The organism is Streptomyces sp. NPDC030021 (assembly GCF_055574035.1).
Genome location: NZ_JBVIAH010000003.1, coordinates 154,750 through 180,282, shown reverse-complemented (window position 1 = coordinate 180,282; position 25,533 = coordinate 154,750). Strand labels below are relative to the sequence as shown.

Annotated in this window: 27 protein-coding genes and 1 pseudogene; 10 read left to right on the top strand and 18 right to left on the bottom strand. The window is 71.0% G+C overall.

Annotated elements, in window-relative coordinates; genetic code table 11:
- Positions 1–133 precede the first annotated feature (133 nt).
- Positions 134–574, top strand: coding sequence for a barstar family protein (locus tag ACZ4YL_RS06920; protein WP_468114338.1), 441 nt, complete (start codon positions 134–136; stop codon positions 572–574).
- A 314-nt stretch (positions 575–888) separates the two neighbouring features.
- On the opposite strand, the gene ACZ4YL_RS06915 is transcribed toward ACZ4YL_RS06920, so the two are convergent.
- The 5 genes from ACZ4YL_RS06915 to ligD all read right to left on the bottom strand — a co-directional run bounded on the left by ACZ4YL_RS06915 (position 889) and on the right by ligD (position 4,438).
- Positions 889–1,791 carry an ATP-dependent DNA ligase gene (locus ACZ4YL_RS06915; RefSeq protein ID WP_468114336.1) on the bottom strand — a complete coding sequence of 301 codons (903 nt, stop codon included), beginning with the start codon at positions 1,789–1,791 and terminating at the stop codon, positions 889–891.
- A gap of 96 nt (positions 1,792–1,887) precedes the next feature.
- Positions 1,888–2,298 (bottom strand): hypothetical protein, encoded by a 411-nt coding sequence (locus tag ACZ4YL_RS06910; protein WP_468114335.1) that lies wholly within the window; start codon positions 2,296–2,298, stop codon positions 1,888–1,890.
- Positions 2,295–2,558 (bottom strand): hypothetical protein, encoded by a 264-nt coding sequence (locus tag ACZ4YL_RS06905; protein WP_468114334.1) that lies wholly within the window; start codon positions 2,556–2,558, stop codon positions 2,295–2,297. The genes ACZ4YL_RS06910 and ACZ4YL_RS06905 overlap by 4 nt, the downstream gene beginning before the upstream one ends.
- Positions 2,559–2,569: 11 nt before the next feature.
- The gene (locus tag ACZ4YL_RS06900) at positions 2,570–3,271 is read right to left on the bottom strand and encodes a site-specific integrase (protein ID WP_468114332.1); all 702 of its coding nucleotides are present in this window, start codon (positions 3,269–3,271) and stop codon (positions 2,570–2,572) included.
- 204 nt (positions 3,272–3,475) lie between these two features.
- Positions 3,476–4,438 carry a non-homologous end-joining DNA ligase gene (gene ligD, locus ACZ4YL_RS06895; RefSeq protein ID WP_468114331.1) on the bottom strand — a complete coding sequence of 321 codons (963 nt, stop codon included), beginning with the start codon at positions 4,436–4,438 and terminating at the stop codon, positions 3,476–3,478.
- Between the two features lie 31 nt (positions 4,439–4,469).
- Here ligD and ku point away from each other — a divergent pair, with 31 nt between their 5' ends.
- Positions 4,470–5,573 (top strand): non-homologous end joining protein Ku, encoded by a 1,104-nt coding sequence (gene ku, locus ACZ4YL_RS06890; RefSeq protein WP_468114329.1) that lies wholly within the window; start codon positions 4,470–4,472, stop codon positions 5,571–5,573.
- Between the two features lie 157 nt (positions 5,574–5,730).
- On the opposite strand, the gene ACZ4YL_RS06885 is transcribed toward ku, so the two are convergent.
- Complete coding sequence (locus tag ACZ4YL_RS06885; RefSeq protein ID WP_468114327.1) at positions 5,731–6,573, bottom strand: nuclease-related domain-containing protein; 843 nt, start codon at positions 6,571–6,573, stop codon at positions 5,731–5,733.
- 186 nt (positions 6,574–6,759) lie between these two features.
- On the opposite strand from ACZ4YL_RS06885, the gene ACZ4YL_RS06880 reads away from it, so the two are divergent.
- From ACZ4YL_RS06880 to ACZ4YL_RS06870, 3 genes are all read left to right on the top strand, one after another.
- Positions 6,760–7,404 (top strand): hypothetical protein, encoded by a 645-nt coding sequence (locus ACZ4YL_RS06880; RefSeq protein ID WP_468114325.1) that lies wholly within the window; start codon positions 6,760–6,762, stop codon positions 7,402–7,404.
- 103 nt (positions 7,405–7,507) lie between these two features.
- Complete coding sequence (locus tag ACZ4YL_RS06875; RefSeq protein ID WP_468114323.1) at positions 7,508–8,254, top strand: hypothetical protein; 747 nt, start codon at positions 7,508–7,510, stop codon at positions 8,252–8,254.
- Entirely contained in the window at positions 8,251–9,495 is a 1,245-nt protein-coding gene (locus tag ACZ4YL_RS06870) for a histidine kinase dimerization/phospho-acceptor domain-containing protein (protein ID WP_468114322.1), read from the top strand. Before ACZ4YL_RS06875 ends, ACZ4YL_RS06870 begins: the two co-directional genes overlap by 4 nt.
- Before the next feature lie 886 nt (positions 9,496–10,381).
- Here ACZ4YL_RS06870 and ACZ4YL_RS06865 read toward each other — a convergent pair.
- From ACZ4YL_RS06865 to ACZ4YL_RS06855, 3 genes are all read right to left on the bottom strand, one after another.
- Positions 10,382–10,651, bottom strand: a complete 270-nt coding sequence (locus tag ACZ4YL_RS06865) for a hypothetical protein (RefSeq protein WP_468114320.1) — start codon at positions 10,649–10,651, stop codon at positions 10,382–10,384.
- A gap of 10 nt (positions 10,652–10,661) precedes the next feature.
- Positions 10,662–11,375, bottom strand: coding sequence for a TetR/AcrR family transcriptional regulator (locus tag ACZ4YL_RS06860; RefSeq protein ID WP_314244005.1), 714 nt, complete (start codon positions 11,373–11,375; stop codon positions 10,662–10,664).
- A gap of 78 nt (positions 11,376–11,453) precedes the next feature.
- A complete protein-coding gene (locus ACZ4YL_RS06855; RefSeq protein ID WP_468114318.1) occupies positions 11,454–12,383 on the bottom strand; it encodes an AurF N-oxygenase family protein in 930 nt (309 codons plus the stop codon).
- A gap of 168 nt (positions 12,384–12,551) precedes the next feature.
- Here ACZ4YL_RS06855 and ACZ4YL_RS06850 point away from each other — a divergent pair, with 168 nt between their 5' ends.
- On the top strand, positions 12,552–13,661 hold the full coding sequence (locus tag ACZ4YL_RS06850) for a ferritin-like domain-containing protein (RefSeq protein ID WP_468114316.1): 1,110 nt from the start codon (positions 12,552–12,554) through the stop codon (positions 13,659–13,661).
- Between the two features lie 109 nt (positions 13,662–13,770).
- Here ACZ4YL_RS06850 and ACZ4YL_RS06845 read toward each other — a convergent pair whose 3' ends face one another.
- Together ACZ4YL_RS06845 and ACZ4YL_RS06840 are read right to left on the bottom strand one after the other, a co-directional pair.
- A complete protein-coding gene (locus ACZ4YL_RS06845) occupies positions 13,771–15,231 on the bottom strand; it encodes a penicillin-binding transpeptidase domain-containing protein (protein WP_468114314.1) in 1,461 nt (486 codons plus the stop codon).
- Positions 15,228–16,598, bottom strand: coding sequence for an FtsW/RodA/SpoVE family cell cycle protein (locus ACZ4YL_RS06840; RefSeq protein ID WP_468114313.1), 1,371 nt, complete (start codon positions 16,596–16,598; stop codon positions 15,228–15,230). The genes ACZ4YL_RS06845 and ACZ4YL_RS06840 overlap by 4 nt, the downstream gene beginning before the upstream one ends.
- Positions 16,599–16,704: 106 nt before the next feature.
- On the opposite strand from ACZ4YL_RS06840, the gene ACZ4YL_RS06835 reads away from it, so the two are divergent.
- The 3 genes from ACZ4YL_RS06835 (at position 16,705) to ACZ4YL_RS06825 (ending at position 18,619) form a co-directional block, all read left to right on the top strand.
- Positions 16,705–17,112, top strand: coding sequence for a DUF6325 family protein (locus ACZ4YL_RS06835; RefSeq protein WP_468114311.1), 408 nt, complete (start codon positions 16,705–16,707; stop codon positions 17,110–17,112).
- Positions 17,112–17,480: an SHOCT domain-containing protein gene (locus ACZ4YL_RS06830; RefSeq protein WP_468114309.1), complete on the top strand. Its 369-nt coding sequence runs from the start codon at positions 17,112–17,114 to the stop codon at positions 17,478–17,480. Before ACZ4YL_RS06835 ends, ACZ4YL_RS06830 begins: the two co-directional genes overlap by 1 nt.
- Before the next feature lie 122 nt (positions 17,481–17,602).
- Positions 17,603–18,619, top strand: coding sequence for an alpha/beta hydrolase (locus tag ACZ4YL_RS06825; protein WP_468114307.1), 1,017 nt, complete (start codon positions 17,603–17,605; stop codon positions 18,617–18,619).
- A gap of 522 nt (positions 18,620–19,141) precedes the next feature.
- On the opposite strand, the gene ACZ4YL_RS06820 is transcribed toward ACZ4YL_RS06825, so the two are convergent.
- The 6 genes and pseudogenes from ACZ4YL_RS06820 to ACZ4YL_RS06795 all read right to left on the bottom strand — a co-directional run bounded on the left by ACZ4YL_RS06820 (position 19,142) and on the right by ACZ4YL_RS06795 (position 22,338).
- Complete coding sequence (locus ACZ4YL_RS06820) at positions 19,142–19,594, bottom strand: hypothetical protein (RefSeq protein ID WP_468114305.1); 453 nt, start codon at positions 19,592–19,594, stop codon at positions 19,142–19,144.
- Entirely contained in the window at positions 19,591–20,103 is a 513-nt protein-coding gene (locus ACZ4YL_RS06815; protein ID WP_468114303.1) for an RNA polymerase sigma factor, read from the bottom strand. Before ACZ4YL_RS06815 ends, ACZ4YL_RS06820 begins: the two co-directional genes overlap by 4 nt.
- Positions 20,096–20,539, bottom strand: coding sequence for a DUF3995 domain-containing protein (locus ACZ4YL_RS06810; protein WP_468114301.1), 444 nt, complete (start codon positions 20,537–20,539; stop codon positions 20,096–20,098). The genes ACZ4YL_RS06815 and ACZ4YL_RS06810 overlap by 8 nt, the downstream gene beginning before the upstream one ends.
- 167 nt (positions 20,540–20,706) lie before the next feature.
- A complete protein-coding gene (locus ACZ4YL_RS06805) occupies positions 20,707–21,255 on the bottom strand; it encodes a DUF1062 domain-containing protein (RefSeq protein WP_468114299.1) in 549 nt (182 codons plus the stop codon).
- A 214-nt stretch (positions 21,256–21,469) separates the two neighbouring features.
- Positions 21,470–21,965 (bottom strand): annotated as a pseudogene (locus ACZ4YL_RS06800) (transposase).
- Positions 21,966–21,984: 19 nt separating this feature from the next.
- Positions 21,985–22,338 (bottom strand): DUF1330 domain-containing protein, encoded by a 354-nt coding sequence (locus ACZ4YL_RS06795; protein ID WP_468114825.1) that lies wholly within the window; start codon positions 22,336–22,338, stop codon positions 21,985–21,987.
- A gap of 770 nt (positions 22,339–23,108) precedes the next feature.
- Between ACZ4YL_RS06795 and ACZ4YL_RS06790 the strand changes: the two genes are divergently transcribed.
- A complete protein-coding gene (locus tag ACZ4YL_RS06790) occupies positions 23,109–24,320 on the top strand; it encodes a C40 family peptidase (protein WP_468114297.1) in 1,212 nt (403 codons plus the stop codon).
- Here ACZ4YL_RS06790 and ACZ4YL_RS06785 read toward each other — a convergent pair.
- Complete coding sequence (locus tag ACZ4YL_RS06785) at positions 24,257–25,531, bottom strand: styrene monooxygenase/indole monooxygenase family protein (RefSeq protein WP_468114295.1); 1,275 nt, start codon at positions 25,529–25,531, stop codon at positions 24,257–24,259. The genes ACZ4YL_RS06790 and ACZ4YL_RS06785 overlap by 64 nt on opposite strands.
- Positions 25,532–25,533 lie beyond the last annotated feature (2 nt).

Sequence of the window (25,533 nt, the reverse complement as noted above, 5' to 3'; positions counted from 1 at the left end):
CAAGCCGAAGGCCGCTCCGTGGTGACGGGCAAATCTGCCGTGGTGGTCGAGTTCTCGGTATGGGGTCGGCGATGACCCGAGCGGTTCGACCTGAGGTACATGGTGTGGGCAGAAGCCCTCGATGGGTAGATTGATGAAGGAAGAGATTTCGGCGATCCATATCGCCCCGTGGATGCATGTCATCACGCCAGGCGGTGGCGTACCTCTCGATGAACTCCTGCCCGCGTCGGGCAGCGTGTACGTGGCGCGTCTCAACGGCCAGGAAATGCCCACCGAGGTGTCGGCGTTCCAACACCTCTCGGAAGTACTCAAGTTCCCTGAGTACTTTGGGTGGAACTGGAAGGCCTTCTACGATTGCGTGCGCGACCTTAATTGGCTTTCGGCGGACAATCGCATCCTGATCATCGAATCCGCCGAGAGGACCCTTTCCCAGGACGGCGATGGCCGCAAGAAATTCTTCGGATGTCTGTGGCGCGCTGGTCAGCGGTGGTCCTACACCAAGCGACCTGAAGGCGTGACGCTCACAAAACTCTCCGTTGTCCTGTCATGCGACAAGCCTCGCGAAACGGCTTGAAGAATGGCAGGAACAGCCGAATTGGTGAGCTGACCCAGTCCGCTGCCTACAGCCAGTAGTCCAGCATCAGCGATGCTGGACAGCAGCTGTCAATTTGGCAGCAGAGCAGTCGGGTCGCCCGCAGGGAATGCATGGGCCGAGTTGAAGCGCAGGGGACTCTTCACCTAAGGAGTGGCTGCGGCGCGGCTGGAACGCGATCTGGGCCAGTCTGCGTTGCAAGCGCGATATGCGCGAGCCCACGGAAACTCTTCTCTCGTCCCCCACAACCCGTAGCGCTCCCCGTGGGCATGGGGTCGGGCCGGGAATCCAGCACCTCACCCCTCGAACCTGACACGCACGAACTTGACTGTCTCGTGGCGACCGGCAGTCTCGCGCACTTCAACCAGGACAGGCTCGATGACCGGGGTCACGAGGCCGTGGTCGGGACGTTCGGTCCGCTCGCCCAGTCGGCCGCGTACCGATTCGCCGACCCGCCGAGCCTGCATTCCCGTCAGGCGCGGCGAGGTCTTCACGGTTCGGCCGTCGGGAAGCTCCACGAGAAGAGCATGCGGTCGCTGTTCCGGACCGAAGACGCCGAGGAGTCTGCCGTCTCGGGTGTCGGAGTGCCTGATCTTCCTCCAGGCCCACGTTTCCCCCGGCTGATAGGTCGAGCTGAGCGACTTCGCCACGATCCCTTCGACACCCACGGCCCTCATCTCCCGAAACCAGAGGTACGCAATCCCCTCGTCCAGCGTGGCCAGCACACGCTGAAGGGGCGGCTCGGCATCACCCAAAGCCGCACCGAGGAGCTCCCACCGCTCCCATAGCGGCAGGCCCCTGACGTCCATGCCTGGGATGGCGAGGATGTCGAAGGCGATGTAGTAGACCGGAATTCCTGACCGCTCACGATCGGCGCGGGATCGAAGCAGATCAGTGAAGTTCAGCCGCCCGTCACGGTAGGCGCAGAGCTCGCCGTCCAGGACGATTCCGGGCGGTAGATTCTCGTGCAGATATTCGGCAACCTGCGGGAACTCCCTGGTGAGGTCCCTCCCGGATCTTGACTGCAAGAACACTCTTCCGCCCTCCAGGATGAAGGCGAGTACGCGGAACCCATCCAGCTTGAGGGAGTACTGAAGACCCCCAGGCATGCTGTCCTGCTCGGGGATCTCATCGGCCGGGCGCGGACGCATGACATCGAGGGGCGGTTGGAGGACCACCTTCGGCGAACTCTCATCCATTCGGCCAGGGTCTGCTGGCCAGGTCTTCGGCACGGTGGGGCTCGCTGGTCCGGCTGGTCTGTCACCGGAACAGCCTCACCCGCGCGGGCTCGAAGGTCATTCACGGATGGTGTGAGCGCGGTCGAGTGGGATGGCGAGGGCTGATCGCTTGGCCAGTTGTTCGCGGAATGCCGCGTTCTCGGCCAGCAGGGCCGCGATGACGGTGGCAGCGGCATCGACCTGCTCCTGGAGCTGTCGGCATTCCTGTCGGCTCTTGCGGAGCTCGCCGCGAACTTCGCTGAGCTCCTCGCGGCGCCGGCGATCCAGGGCGGTAGCCGGACTCTCGTCGACTCGGCTGTCCCATTCGGCGAGGACTGAGGTTGCGCGATTCATGGTGGCTCGGCTGACGCCGGCCTTGCGCCAGAGGTTGTTCTTGGTGAGTGCGCCGTCGGTTCGGTTCGGATTGCCCGACAGGAGGCGTTCCATGGCTTCCTGGAACGCTTGCTCGGCCTTGGGTGACACGGTCACTGGTCCGCCCTCTTGATCATGAGCTCGACATCCTGCAGTTGCGCGTCGAGCAGGGCCCTCCGGTTCTTGGGGATCTTGGGTGTGTCCAGCAAATTGATCAAGGAGGAGCGTTCGGCCTGCCAGATGGGCAGGTGCTCTGGGCCGAGGACGCTGTTGGCGCACCGGGACGGCTGGCAGCGGTCGAGAAGCGGGCCCCGGTGGCCTTGGGGGACGACAGCCTCTTCCAGGCATTTCGCGCCGACGGGGTCGGTGTCGTTCATCGTGCAGTGATTCAACTTGCCGAAACGGATGGAGATCCGGGTACGTGTCTCGAACCGCTGGACCACAAAGAGATCCCGGTGCTGCCGACGCAGACTGGACTGGGCTTTCGCGACGATCTCCGGGCGCTCGATGTGCAGGTAGGGGTCCAGTCCAGTTGCGCGTCCGGTGCCAGCCCACCGAAACCCACGTCCCGGCAGTAGAGATACTGCTCCAGCTCCATGTGCCGAACCCGCAGGTCACGGCTGGTCCCGCTGCGCAGTGCTGCTCTGCGTCCCGTCGCCCGCCAGGGGCGGACCTCGACAAAGCCGTCCTGGAGCAGGAAGTCGTAGAGCCCGCTGATGGCTGCCGAATCACGGTCCCAGGTCGCCTCCCCGACGGTCTCCTCCGCGTCCTGGCGCCGCCACTGCCGGAACTCCTGGATGTCCGACTCGGTGGCCGAGCGCAGATCCAGCCCCCGCGCTGCCAGGAAGTTCAGCAGCATCAGGACGGTGTACGCGTACGACCGCATCGTCTTCGCGTCCAGGCCGCTCAAGGAAATCTTCCGGAACCACGTCGAGACCGGTTCCACCGGGCGCATCGCCTCGTCGAGCAGGATCGGTGTACCTGCGGGTATGCGACGTCGCTCGAAAAGATCCGTGAGCTGGACGTGACTCAGGCCGGCGACCTCACCGACCTTCCAGACCTTCCGCTTGTTGGTGAAGAACAGCTGCACAGAATCCTCCGAGGGACGCTGCCGTTGTTCCGAAGAACCGGACAGTCACCCCAACGGACGATCACGTGACCGGCTACGGGAAGGCTCGGAGAGTCACCCGGATGAGACATTCCAAAGTGTCTGGAGAACCGTCGAACTTCGGCTCGTACGCCAGTCCCGCCCCGCGCGGCAGGGTGCGTACGGCTGCGGCCAGCGCGACGCGGATCACGGCCCGGTCCCGGTCCCGGTCCTGGTCCCGGTCCCGGTCCCGGTTCCGGTTCCGGTTCCGGTTCCGGTTCCGGTCCCGGGGAGCGGGCGGGCCTGCGCGGGGTCGGTCAGCGGGCCGAAGAGGTCCCCGTCGCGGGCGAGCCTCGGTGCGATGTCGTCGGCGAGGAAGACGAGCCCGGCGGCGGTCCGGCAGGCCTCGACCTCCGCCCAGGACACGGGCGCGGAGACGGTGGGCTGGGCCCGCGCCCGCAGGGTGTAGGGGGCCGCGGTGGTCTTGGCTGCGGCGTTCTGGCTGTGGTCGACGAAGACCTTGCCGGGGCGCAGCGCCTTGGCCATGCGGTGGACGACCAGGTCGGGGAGCTCGCGCTCGGCTTCCTGGGCGAGCTGCTTGGCGTACGCGGACACCCGCTCGGACGGGGTCGGCTCCAGCGGCACGGCCAGGTGCATGCCCTTGGAGCCGGAGGTCTTGGCGTAGGCGTGCAGGCCGTCGGCGGCGAGCCGCTCGCGCAGCCAGAGCGCGGCGGCGCAGCACTCGACGACGGTGGCGGGCGGGCCGGGGTCGAGGTCGAGGACCATCCGGTCGGCGAGGGCGGGGTGGCCGGCGGTCCACTGAGGGGTGTGGAACTCCACGACGAGGTTGGCGGACCACATGAGGGTGGCCATGTCGGCGACGACCACTTGGGCGGCGGAGAGGTCCTCGGAGCGCGGCACGGGGGTGGTGCTCACCCAGTCGGGCGTGCCGGGCGGCGGATTCTTGGTGAAGAAGAGCTGCCCGTCCGGTCCGTCGGGGTAGCGCAGGAAGGACACCGGCCGGTCGTGGATGTGGGCGAGCAGCGGTCCCGCGACGGTGGCGTAGTAGTGCAGCACCTCACCCTTGGTGAAGCCGGTCTCCGGGTAGAGGACCTTGTCGAGATTGCTGAGCGCGATGCGACGGCCCTCCACCAATGTGATCGGCGTCATACGATGAGACTGCCACGAAACAGGAGGAACCGTGCGATCCATATGGAACGGGGCGATTTCCTTCGGCCTGGTCAGCATCCCGATCAAGCTCGTGAACGCCACCGAGAGCCACTCGATCTCCTTCCGCCAGATCCATGTGAGTGACGGCGGGCGCGTCCGGTACCGCAAGGTGTGCGAGCTGGACGGGGAGGAGGTGCCGAGCGCCGAGATCGGCAAGGGGTACGAGGAGGCCGACGGGTCGATCGTCCCGATCACGGACGAGGACCTGGCGCAGCTGCCGCTGGCGACCGCGAAGACGATCGAGATCATGTCGTTCGTGCCGGCGGAGGAGATCGATCCGCTGCAGATGGACGCGGCGTACTACCTCGCGGCGAACGGCGCGACGGCGGCGAAGCCGTACACGCTGCTCCGGGAGGCGCTCAAGCGGAGCCGGAAGGTCGCGATCGCCAAGTACGCACTGCGGGGGCGGGAGCGGCTGGGCATGCTTCGGGTCGTGGACGATGTGATCGCGATGCACGGGCTGTTGTGGCCGGACGAGATCCGGGCGCCGGAGGGGGTGGCTCCGGAGGCCACGGTGTCCGTACGGGAAGCCGAACTCGACCTGGCGGACGCGCTGATGGCGACGCTGGGCGAGGTGGAGATGGCCTCGCTGCACGACGACTACCGGGAGGCCGTGGAGGCGCTGATCGTGGCGAAGTCGGGTGGGGCGTTCGAGCCGACGGAGGCCTTGGTGGAGCCGGCCGGCGGGCAGGTGATCGACCTGATGGCCGCGTTGGAGAAGAGCGTGCGGGCCGCGAAGGCTTCCCGGGGGGAGGCGGATGGGGAGAGCGAGGCGGAGGCCGAGGTCACGCCGATTCGCCGGAAGGCCGGTACGGGTACGGGTACGGGTACGGCTGCCCCGAAGGCCGTCGGTGGGAAGAAGTCGACGTCGACGGCGGCTTCGGCCAAGAAGACGGCGGCTTCGGCCGCGACGAAGAAGAAGACGACGACGACCGGCAAGTCGGCTGCGGGCAAGTCGACTTCGGGCGCGGCGGCGGCCAAGAGCACGGCCAAGACGGCCAAGACCGCAGCGGCGAAGAAGACCGGCGCGGCGGCGAAGAAGGCCGCGACGCCGCGGAAGCGGACCTCCGCCTGAGTGGTGGCGGAGGCGGTGGGGCTGGGCGGGGCCTGCGGCGCATTCCCCTGCCCGCCCCTTCCCGAAACTGGGGCTCCGCCCCAGACCCCGCGCCTCAAACGCCGGCGAGGCTGGAGTGTGCGGCAGGGGGACAGGGTGGTGGACAGGGTGGGGCGCCTCAAACGCCGGCGGGACTGGAGTGTGCGGCAGGGGGGCCGGGGTGTGCGCCGAGCCAGGTGGTGGTGTCGCGGGCGCGGGCGAAGAGGGTGTCGACCTCCGGGGGTTTCAGCGTCGTGGGGGATGCCGCGAGGCCCGGGGTCGCCGTCGGGGGCTGGAGGATGCGGATGTCGCGGACCGTGGGGGCCGTCTCGACCCGCGAGGCGTCGACCAGCGCCAGCGCCGGGGTGACCTCGGTGGCCAGGGCCGCCGCGGCGAAGGCCGCCGCGCGGCGGATCCAGCGGGGGTCCGGGCGGGGTTCCGTGCGGCCCACCGTCAGCAGGAGGTCGCCGATCACCGCGCGCTGGCGGCGGCCCGGGATCGTACGCACGCAGAAGATCCCCGCCGGGCCGATGAGCAGGTGGTCGATGCGGCCCAGCCCCGGGAGCGGGACGCAGTGCAGGGTCCGCCAGCCCTCGGGTTCCAGGGCGTCGAAGGCGTCGCCCATCCGCTGCTGCGCGGTCAGGTCCTGGCGCAGGCGGTGCCGGGCTCTGGTGCCCGCTGGGCCGTGTTCCAGTTCGCCCAGCAGGGTCTCCCCCGGACGGTTCGGGGCCAGGTCCGCGTCCGGCGGTAGCGCGAGACGTCGCAGGTCGGAGGCCGTGGGGACCGGGGGCGGGCCGATCGAGACCGTCCCGCTCAGGTAGGGGCGGAGCACCGCCAGGATCGCCTCGCGGTGGTCGTCCGCGAGGACGCTGATCCGGTTGGCCTGCCGGTCGTACCAGGCCACCGCCTGCCCGTCGGGCAGATTGACGTACAGCCGGCCGCGGCCGGGCCGGCCGCTCGGCAGTACCTTGAGTCCGCGCATCGCCCTCACCCCCGCCGTCCATGGGAGCAGCCGGGGCGCCGCAGGGCAATCCCTCGGATGTGTAACGACTCCGACGGAACCTTGCGACTCCGCTGTTACACGAACGGGGCGCTGCCGCAACGGCCCGGCCCTAGGTTTGACCCACCTGGATGGCCCAGGCCCTGACCGGCACCGAAGGATTTCCCCGTGAGCACCGTCAGCCGCCGCACTCTCGTTCGCGCCGCCGCCGTGACCGCATGTGCCGGAAGTCTGCTGGCGCTGCCCACCGCCGCCGCCCTGGCCGAGGGGGTGCCCGCGGCCTCGTCCGCGCACTCCGCGGCCCCGCGGTCGATCCTCGTCAAGAGCCTCTCGCTCGCGGACGGGGTCTCCACGGCGAAGATCTACCGCACGGCCGACGGCGCGTACCAGGCCGAGATCCTGGCGGCCGACGGCACCAAGGCGACCACCCTGACCAGCCGTGACGGGGTCACCGCCGTCGGCGGCTCCGGGGACCTGCACGCGGCGCTGGACCCCGCCGGGCGGCTGACCTCCTGGCTGGGCGGCGTCCCGGCCCAGGGCGGCGACCACACCGTGGCGGGCGACGGACACAAGACCGGGACCCGCAACGAGGCCCGCGGCGGGCAGGTCGTTCCGGCCTCAGTTCCCCGGAAGGCGGCCACCGGGGACACCCACGTCGTCGCCGACGGTTCCGGCAGTGGGCGGCGGCTGCGTACGCTGGCGGACGGTCCGGGCGACGGTGTGCTGCTGCTCGCCGCCGCCGGCGGGATCGCGGCCGTCGGCGCGGCCGGGCTGGGCTTCGCGATGCTGCGCCGAGGACGCACGGACAGCTGAGACCGCAGGGTAAATCGGATGTACCTCCGCATATGGTTGACGTGGTCGACGTTGTCGACGTGATCGGCCGTCGGCGTATCGCGGGCAGAAGGGCACAGGAGCTGTGAACAGGTTGCGCTTGCGTGTGTCCGCGCGCTCGCTGCTCCCCCTCCTCGCACTGGTCCCGCTGCTGGCGGGCTGCGGGGACAGCGGCGGGCTGGTGAGCGCCGGTTCCACGCCGACCGCGAGCGGGCCCGTACACCTGTGGCCCGACCGCCGCGGGGCGTCCGTACCGCCCGCCGACCCGGGTGGGGCCCCGCCCGAGTACGTCAAGGGGATCCCGCCGGTCCGCGACCAGGACGTGCACGCCGTCGACCCGGTGGCCCTCGTCCAGGCCGAGCTGCGCGCCCATCCGGACACCGAGGTCGGCGCGGACGGGATGCCGTCCCGGACGGCGGCCGCGATCCAGGAGTGCGCGAAGGCCGAGGACGCGGACGAACAGGATCCGGAGGCGTGCCCGGTGCTGAAGCCGTACTACCGGGACCTCACGGGCAACGGCGAGGACGAGCTGATCGTCGGCATCGAGTTCCCGGACAAGATGATGTCCGTACGGGTGTACACGGCCGACGCGGACGGGCGGCTCAACCGGATCATGGCGACGACGGAGACCGTCATCACGGTGGAACTGGCCGGGCGTGACGTGATCCTTCGGGTGCCCAGCGGCAACCACGGCTACGAGCTGATCACGGCCTGGTCCTGGGACGAGAAGCAGCTCACCATGCTGCCGACGCGCGAGCAGATCGTACGGGTGCCCGGCAATCCGCAGGCCCCTGGGAGCCGGGAACCCGCTCCCGTACCGGGCCGGCCGTGACGCCCGTGCGGCTGCCCGCCTGGACGGCCACGCTGACCTGGAAGTCGGCGTGCTTCATCGTGGTGATGTGCTGCTCCCTGGCTGCCGTGCTGGGCGCCCTCGTGCACGTGGAGGTGACCCGGCAGACGGTGGCCACGGCACGGGAGAAGGCACTCGGCAGACTGCTGGAGGTCTCGCGCGCGTACGAGGAGGGCGAGCCCCTTCCGCGCGGTTCCTGGCTGGATCCCGTCGGGCTGCCGCCCGAGCTGCGGGCGCTCGCCGTCAGCGGGCGCCGGGGCACTCTGGTGGCGGACCACCGGGGCCGTCCGACCATGTGGGCGGCGGGCCCGGCGGACGGCCGTGCCCTCGCGACGACCGTCGACTACGGGCAGAGCGCCCGCACGATCAGCGGGCTGGACAACGCGATCATCGGGTCCTCGCTGCTGGCGATCGGCGGCACGCTGCTGGTGGGCGCCTTCGCGGTGACCCGCGTGACCCGGCGCCTGCACCTGACGGCGGCCGTGGCCCGGCGGATCACCCAGGGCGACCTCGACGCGCGGGTGGACGACCCGCGGACGAGGACCCCCTCGCGGCACCAGGACGAGGTGGCGACGGTGGCGGCGGCGCTGGACACCATGGCCGGGAGCCTGCAGTCGAAGCTGGAGAGCGAGCGGCGGTTCACGGCGGACGTGGCGCACGAGCTGCGCACACCGCTGACGGGCCTGCAGGCGGCGTCGGAGCTGTTGCCGGAAGGGCGGCCGACGGAGCTGGTGCGCGAGCGGGTACGGACGATGCGGCAGCTGACGGAGGACCTGCTGGAGATCTCCCGGCTGGACTCGGGCAGCGAGGTGGTGGAGAGCGATCTGCACCAGCTGGGGCGGCTGGTACGCCGGGTGGTGCGGGCGTCCGGGACGGACTGCGAGGTGGTGGTCGTCCGGGATGCGCACGTGGAGACGGACCGGCGGAGGCTGGAACGGGTGCTCGGGAACCTGGTGGCCAACGCCCACAAGCACGGGCGGCCGCCGGTGGTGCTGACGGTGGACGGGCCGGTGGTGACCGTACGGGACCACGGGGACGGCTTCCCCGAGTACCTGGCGGCGCACGGCCCGCAGCGCTTCCGCAGCGGGGGCGGCAAGGGGCACGGGCTGGGGCTGACCATCGCCGTGGGGCAGGCGGGGGTGATCGGGGCGCGGCTGGAGTTCCGCGCGGCGGAGGACGGTGAGGGCGGCGGCCTGGCGGTCCTCAGACTCCCGGGGCACTAGCCGGTCTGCCGGCCGGAGGCGCGGGGGCTGCGGTGCGATGCGCTGCGCGGGCCGACGGGCGGGGCCAGCTGGGCGCACGCGTGGCCGCGGGCTCGGCGTTGCCGGCCGGAGACAGCGGGGCGGCGATGCGGGCCGCAGGTTCGGCGTTGCCGTCCGGAGACAGCGGGGCGGCCGTGCGGGGCGCGGGCACGGCGTTGGCGGCCGGAGATGGCGGGGCAGTGGTGTTCTGCGCGGGCCGACGGCCGGGGCTGGGCGCGCGCCGGGGCGTCTCCTCGGGCGCCGAACGTGACGAGGGGTCGGAATGCCGGGCGGCAGTGCGTTCGGCGCCCTGCGGGGAGCGCCCCGACACACACCCAGCCCCGGCCTCCGCACCCTGCCGGTTCCTGGCCGGAGGCTCGACGGGCAGGGCGGCTCCGCCGCAGGTTCCCGGCCGGAAGCCCTGCGGGGCCTGGGCACGTGGCTCGGAGGGATACTGGGCCCGGGGCTCCCCCGTCGCAGGACTGGGCGGAGGGCGGGGCCGGGTGTGTGTCGGGGTGTCCCCGCAGGGCGCCGAACGCCTTGCCGCCGCGCCTTCCGACGCCTCGTCACGTTCGGCGCCCGAGGAGACATCCCGGCGCGCGCCCGGCCCCGGCCGGAGCCCCCGCCCCGGCGTACCCCGACCCGGCCGGAGCCCTGCCACGGCGCACCCGGCCCCGCCCCCGCGGACTCGGACCCCGCCGGAGCCCGACGCGACGCTCGCGGACCCGGAAACGGCCCCGGCGTACCCCGACCCGGCCGGAGCCCTGGCACGGCGCGCCCGGCCCCGCCCCCGCGTACTCGGACCCCGCCGGAGCCCGACGCGACGCTCGCGGACCCGGAAACGGCCCCGGTACGCGGCCCGGCGGGCTCAGGTCCGCGGGGTCTTCGTCCAGGGCCAGCGGATCTTGGGCTTGGTGCCCGGGGGGCGGAAGTCGTACTTCCAGCCCTTCTGCAGGCCGAGCCGCTTGGAGTACCCCGCCGGGACGCGTTCGTACAGCAGTACCGTCGGCGGGCCGCCGTCCGGTGCCGGGACGGGGATCTCGTACCACTTCGGGGGGTGTCCGGTCGGGCCGAGGAGGACGGGGAGGACCCGGCCGTCCATCGGGCCGCCCTCGAACGGGGTCGGTTGGCTTCTCACCCCACCAGTGTCACAGCAGGTGGGCGGCCTCGGACACCACCGGGATCACGCGGCGGGCCAGGACCCCGACCGGGCCGTCCGCCGATTCCAGGGCAAGGGCGGCCCGGGCGGCCGCGGCCGTTTCCGGGTCGGTGGCGGCGGTGGCCGTCAGGAGGGCGATGAACTGGTCCAGCAGCCAGTCCCGGAGGCGCTCGACCTCGGGCTGCTTGCCCTCGTCGATCCATATGAGGGAGGCCGCCTCGACGGCCGTGATCCACGTACGGACCATCATGCGCAGCCGGGGGCCGGGGGCCGGGACGCCCAGGTGGAAGAGGATCTGCTCGGCGGCGGCCCGCCGGATGCCGTCGACCGTCGCCGTCGTGCGGGAGGTCTCCACGACGCTGCCGCCCTGCAGGAGGGCGGCGAAGCCCGCGTCGTGTTCGTCGACGAAGGCGAGGTAGCGGTCCAGGACCCGGGACAGACGCCGGGTCAGGGGCCCCTGCTGCGGTTCGGCGAAGCACAGTTCGAGGAGGTCGGCGGCCGAGCGGAGGGCGGCCTCGTAGAGCTGCTGCTTGCCGCCCGGGAAGTAGCGGTAGACGAGCGGGCGGGACACCCCGGCGGCCTCGGCGACGTCGTCGAGCGAGACCTCTTCCGGTGCCCGGTGCGCGAACAGCGAGAGGGCGGCGTCGAGGAGTTGGGCTCGCCGCTCCTCGACGCTCAGCCTGCGGTACGCGCGTACGGTCATGTCCGCAGGGTAGCCCCGCGGGCGCCGGACGAGTGGGTGTCCTGTGGATCAGGACCAGCGGCTCGCCCCCGTCCTCCCCTACGCCAGCAGCCCCGAGCTCTGCCAGAGCCTGCGGCCGACCCCGCGCAGCACACCGATGTCGTCGAGGAAGTCGGTGAGCCGCTTCGCACCGCTCTGCATGACCTCGCGGCGGTGGCCGCTCGCCTTCACCTGGGCTACGGCCTCGCGGCGGTCCAGGCCGATGTTGTCGTAGACGGCCGGGTTCACGAAGGCCAGCGAGAAGACGCGGGCGGCCTCGCCGCAGCTGATCCGGGTGAGTTCCTGCTCCCAGCGCGGGGCGGTCAGCATCTGGCGGCGCAGTTCCTCGCGGGCGTACCGGACGTGCCGGGCCTCCTCGATGACGTGGATCCGGGTGACGCCGCGGACCAGCGGCTGGACGCGCTCGTCCGGGAAGGTCAGGCGCTGCATCCAGTCGAGGATCTCCTCGCCGAGGAGGGTGCAGGCGAAGGAGCCGGGGGTGGTGGAGACGGTCTTCAGGATCCGCGCGAGGTTGTGGTTGAGGCGGGAGACCGGGTACTCGGGGGCGCCGGCCTTCTGGATCATGCGGGCGAACATCATCGAGTGGCGGCACTCGTCGGCGATCTCGGTGAGCGCGTAGCGGACGTGCTTGCTGGTCAGGGACTTGTCGTAGATGTGCCGGACCATGAGCTGCATGAGGATGATCTCGAACCAGATGCCGAGCGAGCCGAGCGCCGCCGCCTCGTGGCGGGAGAGGTCGATGCGCTGCTCCTCCCCCATCTTCTTCCACAGCGGGGTGTCGTAGAGGGAGAGCAGTTCCGGCGGCCAGTAGTACTTGCCCTCGATCGCCGGGGCGTCCCAGTCGAGTTCCCTGTCGGGGTCGAAGGAGTGCTTGGCCGAGGATTCGAGCAGTCGCTCGGCTATCTGCTCGCGGTCCTTGAGCAGGCCGAGGGCGTCCTGGAGCGCGGCTCGTTCGGTCACGGTCGTCATGGGTTCGGACACCTCGTCGTCGAGTTACCGGCGGTCACTTCTTATGAGACTGCCTGTCAGCAAGGTCGTCAATCCCTCGCGCACGACTTGTTGACCCCGTGTCTACCAACGTGTGACGCTGCCAACTGTCCGGTCCCACAAGGCAGTACGTGAGACGAGGGGGCGTCAGTGTCGACGCACGAGCTCTACACCGAGAACCCGGGCGAGCCGGTCTGGCAGGTTCCCGCCGCCGGCTCCGCCCGCTTCAGCTGGGAGTACGCCGACGGCCGCGAGCGGCTCCTGGCGCTCTACCAGAAGGGCAAGGACAAGCAGTGGGACGGCGGCAAGCGCATCGACTGGGACATCGAGGTGGACCCGTTCAATCCGCTGGGCACTCCCGAAGAGGCCCTGCCGCTGTACGGGACGCGGCACTGGGCCAAGCTCACCGCAAAGGACAAGGGCGAGCTGCGCCGGCACTACGCCTCCTGGAACTTCAGCCAGTTCCTGCACGGCGAACAGGGCGCGATGGTGTGCGCGGCGCGCATCGTGGAGTCGGTGCCGGACCTGGACGCGAAGTTCTACTCCGCCACGCAGACCATGGACGAGGCCCGGCACGCCGAGATCTTCGGGCGCTTCCTGCACGAGAAGGTCGGGATGCTGTACCCGATCAACGACAGCCTCCAGGGGCTGCTGGGCGACACCCTGCGCGACTCCCGCTGGGACATGCCGTACCTGGGCATGCAGGTGCTCATCGAGGGGCTGGCGCTGGCCGCCTTCGGCCTGATCCGCGACACGACGACCAAGCCGCTGCCGAAGCAGCTCCTGGCGTACGTGATGCAGGACGAGGCCCGGCACGTGGCCTTCGGGCGGATGGCGCTGCGCGACTACTACAAGCAGCTCACCGACGCCGAGCTGCGCGAGCGCGAGGAGTTCGTGATCGAGGGCTGCTACCTGATGCGGGACCGGCTGCTCGGGGTGGAGGTGCTGGAGAACTTCGGGATCGCGGCCAAGGAGGCGGCGCTGATCAGTGAGCAGTCGGAGTTCCTGCACCTGTTCCGCAAACTGCTGTTCAGCAGGATCGTGCCGTGCGTGAAGGACATCGGGCTGTGGGGCGAGCGGCTGCAGCGGGCCTACCTGGACCTCGGCGTCTTCGACATGGGCGACTCGAACCTGGACCTGCTGATGAGTCAGGACGAGGAGATCGCCGAGGCCCTCGACCGCGAGCGGTTCGCGGCCGAGGAGTCGGCGCGGGTGGCGGAGGTCGAGGCCGCCATCGCCGACGGGGCGGATGCCCCCTGAGGATTGTCCTGCCGGTCGGGCCCGGCCCGGTCGGCCGGACGCCCCCTGAGGCGCGTCCGGGCGGTCCCCTGCGGTCGGGCCGGGCGGTCCTCTGCGGTCGGGCCGGGCGTCAGCCGGTGGCCAGCGCCGCCTCCATCACCGCCCGCGCGATCGGCGCCGCCGCGCCGTTGCCGCTGATGTCGCCCCGGTCCGCCGACGCGTCCTCGACCACCACCGCGACCGCGACCTGCGGCAGCGCGGTGCCCTCGGCCCTGGCCCAGGAGATGAACCAGGCGTACGGGGTCCCCGCGTTGCCGACCCCGTGCTGCGCGGTGCCCGTCTTGCCGCCGACCACCGCGCCCGGGATCGCGGCGTTGCGGCCCGTCCCGTTCTCCACCACCTTGACCATCAGCTCCTGCAGCCGGACGGCGGTGGCCGGGTTCATCGCCCGTCCCAGGCTGCGCTGGTCGCCGCGCCGGACCTGGGAACCGTCGTCCTGGGTCGTCCGTTCCACCAGGTAGGGGTACCTGAGCTCGCCGCCGTTCGCGACGGCCGCGGCCACCATCGCCATCTGCAGCGGTGTGGCCGTGGTGTTGAACTGCCCGATCGAGGAAAGGGCCAGCTGGTCCTGGCTCATGTCGGTGTCGAAGTTCGACCGGGACACCCATGAGGGCACCCGGAGCCCCTCACCGTTGAAGCCGAAGCGCCGCGCCGCCTCCACCATCCCGCGCAGCCCGACCTGCACCCCGATCTTCGCCATCACCGTGTTGCAGGACCACTGCACCGCGTCCGCCATCGAGGCGTCCTCGCAGCCGGTGCCCGCGTTCGGCAGCAGGGTGCTGGTCCCGGGCAGCGGATAGGGGTCGGGGGTCCGGGTCGGCGCGTCCACATCGGTGACCACGCCCGCGTCGAGGGCGGCCGCAGCCGTCACGATCTTGAAGGTGGAGCCGGGCGGGTACGTCTCGCGCAGCGCCCGGTTGAGCATCGGCCGGGCGGGGTCCGCGTTCAGGGTGGACCAGGCCTCCTTGACCTTCGTACCCGTACCGGAGAGCACGGCCGGGTCGTACGAGGGGCTGCTGACCAGCGCGAGGATCCTCCCGGTGGCCGGCTCGACGGCGGCCACCGCGCCGCGCTTGCCCGCGAGCCCGGCGTACGCGGCGAGCTGCATTCCGGAGCGGACGGTGGTGGCGGCGTTCCCGCCGGCGGGGCGGCCGCGGGCCAGTTCGTACCAGAGCGGGAAGGCCGAAAGCCCCGGGTCGGTGCCCGACAGGATCGCGTCCTCCGCGCGCTCGACGAAGCTGGTCCCGTAGGTCTGGGAGGAGAAGCCGGTGACGGGCGCGTACAGCGGACCGTTCGTGTACGTCCGCTCGTAGCGCAGCAGTTGGCCGCTGTCGCGGGAGCCGGTGACGGGACGCCCGTCGACCAGGACGTCCCCCCGGGGTTCGGCATAGCGCTCGATGGCGGGGCGTTTGTTGGCCGGGTTCGCGCCGTAGGCGGCGGACTCCCAGACCTGCACGCGGGCGATGTTGACCAGCAGGGCGACCAGCAGGAGGGCGCAGAAGTACGCACACCAGCGGATGTAGCGGATCACTCGGCCGGCTCCTTCGCGGGGCGGGGTCTGCGGGCGCTGTCGCTGAGCCGGACCAGCAGGGCGACGATGATCCAGTTGGTGACGACGGAGGAGCCGCCCTGCGCGAGGAAGGGCATGGCCATGCCGGTGAGCGGGATCAGGCCGCTGACACCGCCCGCGATGACGAACACCTGGAGCGCGACGATCGAGGCGAGCCCGGTGGCGAGCAGCCGCCCGAAGGGGTCGCGCAGGGCGAGCGCGGCGCGGAAGCCGCGAGCGACGAGGAGCCCGTAGAGGACCAGGATCGCGGCGAGGCCGGCGAGCCCGAGCTCCTCGCCGGCGGTGGCGAGGATGAAGTCCGACTTGGCGGCGAAGCCGATGAGGAAGGACTGGCCGTGGCCGAGGCCCGCGCCGAGGAGGCCGCCGGCGGCGAAGGCGAAGAGGGACTGGGCGAGCTGGCCGGGGCCCTCGCCGCGCTCGATGGAGGCGAAGGGATTCAGCCAGTCGTCCACCCGGCTGTGCACGTGCGGTTCGAAGGTTCCTACGGCGTACGCGCCGAGGGCGGCGAGGAGCAGTCCGATCGCGATCCAGCCGATCCGCCCGGTGGCGGTGAACAGCATGATCACGAACAGTCCGAAGAACAGCAGCGAGGTCCCCAGATCCCGCTCCAGGACCAGCACACCGACGCTGAGCAGCCAGATCGCGAGGATCGGGCCGAGGACGCGGCCGGGGAGGAGCCGGAGCTTCCAGAAGAGCCGGCGGCCGGTGAGGGCGAGCGCGGTGCGGTTCGCGGCGAGGTAGGCGGCGAAGAAGACCGCGAGCAGGATCTTGGCGAACTCCCCCGGCTGGAAGGAGAGCCCGGCGAACCGGATCCAGATGTGGGCGCCGTTGACCGCCGGGAAGAAGACGGGGATCAGCATCAGGACCAGGGCCACCGCGACGGAGAGGTACGCGTACCGCTGGAGCACCCGGTGGTCGCCGAGCAGCGCGACGGCCAGCACGAAGAGCGCCACGCCCAGCGCGGACCACAGGAGCTGGTCCCCGGCGGTGAGGTGCCCGGGGGTGGTCACGTCGAGGCGCTGGATGAGGACGAGGCCGAGGCCGTTGAGGAGGACGGCGATGGGGAGCAGGAGGGGGTCGGCGTACGGGGCCCGCAGGCGGACGGCGAGGTGGGCGAGCAGGGCGGCGACGCACAGACCGGTGGTGTAGCGGGCGGCGGGGCCGGGGATGTGGCCGGTGGTCGCGAGGCCGACGTAGAGGTGACCGAGGACGGAGATCAGGACGGCTCCGGCGAGGAGCGTCAGCTCGACGCCGCGCCGTCTGGGGGCGCCGGCGCCGGGGGGCGGGGGCGGGGCGGGCTCCGTCACCTTTGCCGTCAGAGCGGTCATGCACCGAAACGTAGCAAGCAGGCGGATGATATGTCCGCTTATGCCATAGTGTGCCGAAGAGTCGTCACAAACGGTCGGAAGTATCGAAGGTGAGGAGCCGAGGCGCATGGGACCTGTGGAATTCATCGTCCTCGCCTTCCCGGAGGAACAGCTGCGTGCTCCGGCGGTCGAGGCCGTGATGGGGCTGCGCAAGACCGGGGTGGTCCGGCTGATCGACGGGATCGTGGCGACGAGGACGGCCTCGGGGGACGTACTGGCGGCCGAGTTCGACGAGTTCGTAGAGCTGCACGGCCTGCTGACGGGCCGGGACGTGGCGCGGCTGATCGGGCCGGAGGACATCGAGGAGGCGGCGGGGCTGCTGGAACGCGGGAGCTGCGCCCTGCTGCTCGTGGTCGAACACCTGTGGGCCGAGGACGCGGCGATCGCCGTACGGACCGCGGGCGGCCGGATCGTCGGCTCGGTCCGCATCCCGCCGGACCGGGTACCGGCGGATCCACGGGCGGGGGTGGCCTGATGTTCATCCGCCCGATGGGAGTAACGGTCCGCCCGGCGAACCGCCCGGCGGGGCACCCGCTGCTGCGGGGCCTGCTGGCGCGGGCGTCGGGAGCGACGGAGCCGACGGCGGGCTCGGTGGCGACCGCGGCACCGGCGGCCACGGACCCGGTGGGCCTGGTCGGCCCGGCCGAACCGCCGCCGGAACCCCCGCAGCCGGCCGATCCGGAGCCGGCGGCGGCGATCCCGCCGGACCACACCGCGGCGGCCGGGCCGACCCCCGCGACCGGCCTGGTGGCGGAGCTCACCCAGCTGGCCGGCCTGGCCCGCGAGGGCCTGCTGACCCCCCAGGAGTTCACGACGGCCAAGGCCCGCCTGCTGCGCGACTGAGGGAGAAGGCGTCGCGGCGCACGGAGAAGGTGCTCGCCCATCCCCGGACGGCATCCCCGGACGGCATCCCCTGCACAAAACCCCAGATCGAACGGATATCCGCCTGTGGTTGACTGCCCCGCATGGACCTCGCACAGGGGGACACACCCCCTTTCGACCCCGAACTGAGTCTCGTACTGGCGGCTTTGGGGGACGCGGTACGCGACCCCCTCACCCCGGAGAACCTCGCGGCCCAGCAGGAACGGGACATCGCGACCCGGCCCCGGCCGACGGTCCGGGAGCTCCGGGCCGACGGACTCTTCGAGGTGGACGAGGTGCGCGTACCGGGACGGGACGTCACGCTCGTGAGCGCCCGCCCCGCCGGGGCCACCGGTCCGCTCCCCCTGCTGTACTACATGCACGGCGGCGGAATGGTCATGGGCAACGCCCCGTCCGTACTCCCGCAGCTGCTGCGCGAATGGGCCCTCCCCCTCGGCCTGGCCGTCATCTCCGTCGAATACGGCCTGGCGCCCCGGGCGCAGTACCCCGAACCGGTGGAGGACTGCTACGCCGGCCTCGTCTGGGCGGCCGGGCACGCGGCCGAACTCGGCATCGACGCCGGCCGCATCGTCATCGGCGGCAAGAGCGCGGGTGGCGGCCTCGCCGCGGCACTCGCCCTGCTCACCCGCGACCGGGGCGGCCCCGCGCCGATCGGCCAGCTGCTCCTGTGCCCGATGCTCGACGACCGCAACACCACCTTCTCCAGCCACCAGATGGCCGGCGTCGACATCTGGGACCGCACCTCCAACACCACCGCGTGGCAGGCACTCCTCGGCGAGCGGTCCGGAGCCGCGGACCTGCCGCCCTACGCCGCCCCCGCCCGCGCCACGGACCTGTCCGGGCTCCCCCCGGCCTACATCGACGTCGGTTCGGCCGAGACCTTCCGGGACGAGGACGTGGCCTACGCCGACGCGATCTGGCGTGCCGGCGGGCAGGCCGAACTGCACGTATGGCCGGGCGCCTTCCACGGCTTCGACAGCCTCGCCCCCGAGGCGGCCCTCAGCCAGGACGCACGCAACGCCCGCACCCGCTGGCTCCGCCGCATCCTCACGCAGCGGACGAACGGGGGCGGGAGCGGGAGCGGGGACGGGGAGGCGTAGGTCACGCGCACCCGTGTCACGGGGAGTCGGGAGCCTCCCGGGCGGTATCAGGGATGTGTATGGGGGTTTCCCGTCAGTCCCATCGTCCCTCCGTGTCGGGCCGGTCCCTCAAGGGCGCTCCTTCGTCGCGTCGCTACACGATGGCCTTCGGCCACCCTTGACCGACCGTCCCGCCCCGGACATACGAAGACTGCCGGGAACCCCCCAAAGGAACGGACCGGGCGTTCAAGGATCAGGACGGGGCGGCCAGGGATGCGCGAGGAGATCCCCGAGAGCGCGACCGAGAGGCGGGGCCCATCACAGACCAGGGCCCGGGTTGGGGGAAGCGCGCCAAATCGCTACGCGCTCCTCATCTCTCAGCGTCTCCACCCCGTCCTGGGCTGGGCATAAGCCGCCCACGACCCCGATCCCACGCTCGCTATGCGTCCGACGGCCGCCTGTGGCAGGTCGCAGGCCGGATCGCTAAGGGGGGCCAGCGAAGTGGGTGTTGGCGGTCGCCTCGCGTGCGGTGCGGCCGGCCAGTCACAGCAAGGCCGTCAGACGCTGAACGCTGCGGCTGCCCTCGCGGCGTACGCCCAGGGGGATCAGAGCGGCGTGGGCCGGCAGGCGCACTCCGCCGGTAAACGCCACCCGAGTTCCTGGGCCTTCCGGCGCCGCCGCCACGCCGAGCAGGAGGAATCGGCTCTGCAACCAGCACCAGCCGGGCTGCTGCACCCCGCGCAGTCGCGCCCGCATTCCGTACCTGCTGCGCGCCAGCGCCTCTACATGCTTGCCTTGCCGACGGACGACCCGCAGCCGCTCCATGTCGGGCACGACCTGCCCGAAGGCGCCTTCCAGGTCGCCCAGCAGGGACCAGACCCGTTCGAAGGGGGCGTCGATGTACGCCTCGGTCACGTAGGCACCGCGAATGCCTCCGGCCAAGGCGTACAGGCGGCGTACGGGGTCAAGGTCCGTGACGGGCCAGGGCTCGTTCATGACGTCCACGCCTTCCGGAAGATGTTGCGGGCGCGGTGCAGCCGCGACTTGAGGGTGCCCGTGCGCAAGCCGAGCAGGGCGGCGGCGGTGCGCTCGTCCAGGCCTTCGATGTCCCGCAGCATCAATACCGCGCGGTGCTCGGGGGAGAGACGGCCCAGTACGTCCTTGATGTCGGCGGAGAGTTGCGGGTCGCCTCGGGCGGGGAGCGCGCTGAGATCGGCCGGCACGGTGCGGGCGGCGCGGTGCGCGATGCGAATCGCCTCCCGTACCGCGATGGCACGGACCCAGCCGTGCAGTGCGGCCGGCTCCTTCAGCGTGCGCAGCGACTTGAAGACCGCCACCAGGGCTTCCTGCGCAGCGTCCGGGCCCTGGCCCAGGGCTATGGGCGCGCAGACGCGGCTCACGTACGGGGCGAGGACGTCCAGGAGTTCGGCCATGGCGAGAGTGTCGCCACGCTGGGCGGCTCGCACGAGCCGGACCGTCCGGTCTTGGGGGCGTTCATCAGACACGGGCCGTTTCCTTCCACCGCGCCACGCGCAGAGCGGCGACGGCCAGGACGGCACACAGTGGGGTGTAGAGAATGAGGTTGAGCCAGTAGAAGGCGGTGCCGGTCTCCTTGGCGAACAACCAGTAGATGCCCGCCAAGGCGCGCAGCGAGAGGCCCGCGGCCACGGCCAGGGTGCCGACCCGGAGTATCAGAAGGCGGGGCCGGCGCAAGCGGGCGAGGACGATGGCGGCGGCGGTGAGGAGCAGGGCGACAAGAGGAAGCAGGACCGGCGGTGTGAACGGCACGTCCGTCCCGAGAACTGCGTGGGACAGGCTCTTGTCGTCGGCCGCGGGCCATGTGGCTCCCGTCGCCCAGTACAGGTGGAGCACGGCGTCCACGGTGAGCACCGAGGCGACCAGCGCGGCAGCGCGGGTCGGGGCGGCGGGCCGGTACGGCATGGGTTCTCCTACGTCGGCGAGAGGATTCCGTCGCCCTGGTGAGGAGCCATCCCAGCAAAACGTTCCCTCGGAGTAAGCAAATTCTTCCGTGAGGGTTCTGCTTACTGCGGCTGCTGGACTAGGGCCCGTCCGGCGGATCTTGCCGGACAGGCCCTAGTCCAGGGGGCTCAGCGCTTGAGCATGAAGGTGAAGTCGCCGGAGAGCTTGCCGCCCAGCCGGACTGCCGACACGAGTTTCCCGTCCGCGATCAGTCTTTCGACCTCGGCCCGGGAAAGACCGCAACCTTCAGCGATCACCCGCACCGGCCGGACGGGGATCTGCGCCGCGAAGCGGACCGAGACGTCGATCACCTCCCGACCCAGGTGATCCGATCCGCCGGTGTCGAGCCGCCAGGCGTCGTCCCAGTCGAGGGCGATGCGATTGCGCCGCCGTATGACCGGATCCTGGAGCACCTCGGCCGCCAGGCCGGGGTCGTTGTCATGCATGCGGTCCAGGAGCTCAGGTCGTACGGAGCGCACGTTCATCCGCTCCAGGACCGTGAGCTTCGCGGTGTCCCCGCAAGCGGTACAGAGCACGAGCAGCCAGGCGTCGAGGAGCTTGTGGTTCGCGTTGACACGAAATTTGCCGTTCGCCCGGAAACGCTCGGACGCGCACGCATGGCAACGGCGGCGAACGAGCGGCAGGCAGGTGGGCACGACCGCCCAGTTATTGAGCACAGAAGTACACCGGTTTCAGTGAGAAGTCCGCAGCAAAAAGCAGCACGGCGCACATGTGCGACGCGCGACCGATCAGCGCTTGGGGGGTCTCACAGGGTGTACAACGGCATGTCCTTGCCTGGACGACTCGGTTCGACGGCACGGTAGTGGCGGACAGCGACACGTTTCCACTGGTTTTCGGGCGCCTCACCGCCAGGGCCGGTCCGGCGGATCATCAGCGGAGCCATAGTCGGATCGCAGCGGTGGTGACGGTGCCGTGGAAGACGTAGGCGCGTTTGTCGTAACGAGTGGCGACGGCCCGGTGGTTCTTGAGCCGGTGGGCCGACCGCCCTTACTACCACGCCGCTTGCAGTTTGCCCGCTGGTCCCTCGGCTCGGGACCGTCCGCGCCCCTCGTCGGGGCGGTGGTTTTTCGGGGCGCCGACCTGTTTTCGGAACGCGTGGCGCCTTCCTGCGTACTCCTGCTGCGTGTTGGTGGGCACGACAGGAGGTGGAGTCGACGCTGACCATGCTCCAGTCAAGCCGGCCAGGTCGGCGTCTGCCTGGACAGTACGCAGGATCCGGTCCTACCGTACGCCGACCAGCGGCGATGGCGTTCGTAGACGGTCTTCCAACTGCCGAAACGCTCGGGAAGAACACGCCAGGTATGCCGGTCCACACCCGGAAGAGGATCCCGTTGCTCCAACGGCCACCGCGTCGCCCGACAGCCACATGATCCGCCGGACGGAACCTAACTGGTCGACCGGCCGGCTTCTTCCTGCAGCTTGCGAGCTCGTTCGGCCGGGTGGTAGTTCGGCCCGACACCTTCGATCAGCAGTAGGTCGCCTTCGATGTGGTCGGTACGCAGGTGAAGGATGCTCCGGTAGGCGGGAGAGTCGTACCAGGCACGGGCTTCGGTCAGACTGGGGAACTCGATCAGCACCATGCTGCCAGGCCAACTGCCCTCTACGACTTCGGCCGGCGGACCGTGGATGACGAAGCGGCCTGCAAAGGGGTCGAGGGTCGCCTGGATGCGCTCCAGGTACTCGATGACGTCGGAGTGATTCCGGCGGCTGCGGAGATGAGCGAAGCCGTAAGCAGGCACCACGGGGCTCCTCGTTCCTTGGGTGAGTGATGACCGAGAACGTAGCCGAGAGCCCTTGGGCGGTGCGATTACCCCGGAGGTAATTGAGCTACTCCTCTTGGGAGGCGTCTGACGGGTGACCTGGGCGAAGAAGCATGAGACAGCGGCTATTTCGTCGTGGATGCGGGTCAGCGCACGTGGGCGGCCAGAAAGGCCGACCGCTTGCCCCAATTACCCCTGTTCGGGCACGAGGTTATGAGGTGATGCTCGCGCTGACCCGGCTCCACGACGGAATAGCGAGCGCTCAGCCCCGGACGGCCGTCGGACGCCGAGAGATGAGAAGCGCGTAGCGATCGGGCGCGCTCCCCCGACATTGGCCCTGGTCTGTGATCGGCCCCGCCTCTCGGTCGTGCTCGCCAGGATCTCCTCGCGCATCTCTGGCCGCCCCGTCCTGATCCTTGAACGCCCGGCCCGTTCCTTTGGGGGTTTCCCGGCAGTCTTTCGTTTCTCCGGGGCGGGACGGTCGGTCAAGGGTGGCCAAAGGCCATCGCGAAGCGACGCGACGAAGGAGCGCCCTTGAGGGACCGGCCCGACACGGAGGGACGATGGGACTGACGGGAAACCCCCATACACATCCCTGATACCGCCCGAGCCGCTCCCGCCCACCGAAGCCCCCGCCCCACCGAAGCCCCACCCCACCCCCAACCGGGTGAGGCTCCGCGACCGGCCGACTCCGCTGGGGGATTTGTCATACCGGGCGTGGCAGCATCGGCCGCCTCGGAGGTGATCCCATGTCACATCGGCTGTCATATCGGCCGCTTCGCGCCGCCTGCATCGCCGCAGTGCTCGTCGTCGCCGCGCCGGCCCCTGGTGCCGGGGCCGAGCCGGGGCTCCCCGAAGGGGAGTCCGTCGGGGTGCTGCTCACCCGCCTGCAGGGCCTGTACCAGAAGGCCGAGGAGGCCGCCGAGGCCTACAACGCCACCGACGTGGCCCTCCGGGCCGGCCAGGCCGAGGAGCGGCTGCGCGCCGCCGAACTCGGCAAGGCCCGTACGGCGCTCGACTCGGAGAGAGCCCTCGCCGGGCGGATCGCCCGGGAGCAGTACCAGGGCGGCCAGGGGCTGTCCGCGTACGCGCGGATGCTGCTCGCCGGGAACCCGCAGGCCGCCCTGGACCAGCGTCGGCTCGCCGCCCGCGAGGGTGCCCGGCGGGCGGGCGTACTGGCCCGGCTCGCCCGGGGCGAGAAGGAGGCCGACACGCTCGCCGCCCGGGCCCACGAGGCCCTGGACGCCCGGCAGGCCCTTGCCGCGCAGCAGAAGCTCCACAAGGACGAGGTCGCGGCGCAGCTCAAGGAGGTCGAGCGGGTACTCGCCGCCCTGACCCCGGACCAGCTCACGCGGCTCGGCGCGCAGGAGGCCGAGAACACCGCCTCCGCGCAGCGGGACCTGGTCGATTCGGGTCGCCTCCCCGCCCGTACGGGCACCCCCACGGCGGCCGGTGGTGCCGCCCTCACCTACGCGGCGGCCCAGATCGGCAAGCCGTACGTCTGGGGCGCGGAGGGGCCGGGGTCCTTCGACTGCTCCGGGCTGACCTCGCAGGCCTGGGCGCACGCCGGGCGCACCATCCCGCGGACGAGTCAGGAGCAGTGGGCCCAGCTGCCGAAGGTGCCGCTGGACCAGCTGCGCCCCGGGGACCTGGTGGTCTATTTCCCCAAGGCCACCCATGTGGGCCTGTACGTCGGCGACGGCAAGGTGATCCAGGCGCCGCGGCCGGGGGCCCTGGTCAAGGTCTCGCCGATCGCCGCGAACCCGCTGCTGGGAGCCGTCCGGCCGGACCCGGACGGCGCCCCGCTGGCGGAGTTCACCCCGCCCGAACTGCCCGAGGCCGCGGCGGCCGCGGCGGGCGAGGCAGGTAAGGCAGCGGAGACGGGTGACGACACCGGCTACTCCGCCGAGGAGGCCCCGGACGCCACGGCCGCCGACGCCGAGGCGACCTCCGCCAGGTAGTCGGCGGTGTCCTCGGGGTCGTAGAAGTACGAGTCGAAGTCGGCCGGGTTGTCGAAGCCGTTGGCGAATCGATTCGCCACCGGCTGGAACTGCCCGGCCGCGCCGATCAGGTTCAGTACGTGCTCCGGCGGGACGCCCAGCATCGCGTTCGTCCACTGGGTGACCGGCTTGCCGGTGGTGAACCAGTACTTGTCGAAGGTGGCCTTCATCCACGCCTCGTCGAACGGCTTGTCCCCGTGCATCAGGATCGACGACAGGTACGAGGCGGCGCACTTCGCGGCGGAGTTCGAGCCCTGCCCGGTGATCGGGTCGTTCGCGACGACCACGTCCGCGACGCCCAGCACCAGGCCGCCGCCCGGGAGGCGCCCGATCGGGTTGCGGACGACCGGCGCGTAGCGCCCGGCGAGCGTGGCGCCCGCGTCCGTCAGCTCCGCCTTCGTCGCCCGGGAGTACTCCCACGGCACGAACTTCTCCATCAGCTCCAGCGTGAGCGCCAGGTGCTCCGCCGGGGCCTTGACGCCGTTGAAGACGTCCAGCGGACCGCCGGGGATGCCCTCCCAGAACAGGATGTCCGCCCGGCCCGAGGTGGTCAGGGTCGGCATGACGAACAGCTCGCCGACGCCCGGGACCAGGTTGCAGCGGACCGCTTCCGTCTCCGGGTGCTCCGGGCGCGGGTCCAGGCCGTGCACGTAGGCGACGGCGAGCGCGCGCTGGGGGGCGTCGTACGGGGAACGCGCCGCGTCCCGCCCGAACATCGAGACCAGTTCGCCCTTGCCGGCGGCGACCAGCACCAGGTCGTACGTACGGGAGAAGAAGTCGAGGTCGGCGACCGAGGCGCCGTGGATGACCAGCTGCCCGCCGCGCTGCACGAAGGTGTCGAGCCAGCCGGCCATCTTCACGCGCTGGTCGACGGACTGGGCGTACCCCTTGAGCCTGCCGAGCCAGTCGATGGCGCGGCCGGCGTCGGGGGTGGCGACGGAGACGCCGAGGCCCTCGATCTTCGGGGCCTGCTGCTCCCAGAAGTTGATCTGGAGATCACGCTCGTGCTGCAGGGCCGTGTCGAACATGCACTGCGTGGACATCACCCGCCCGGTGCGGATCTCGTCCGCCGTCCGGTTGGACATGAGGGTGACCTCGTACCCCTTCGACTGGAGTCCGAGGGCGAGCTGGAGACCGGACTGGCCGGCTCCCACGACAAGTATCTTGCGCATCT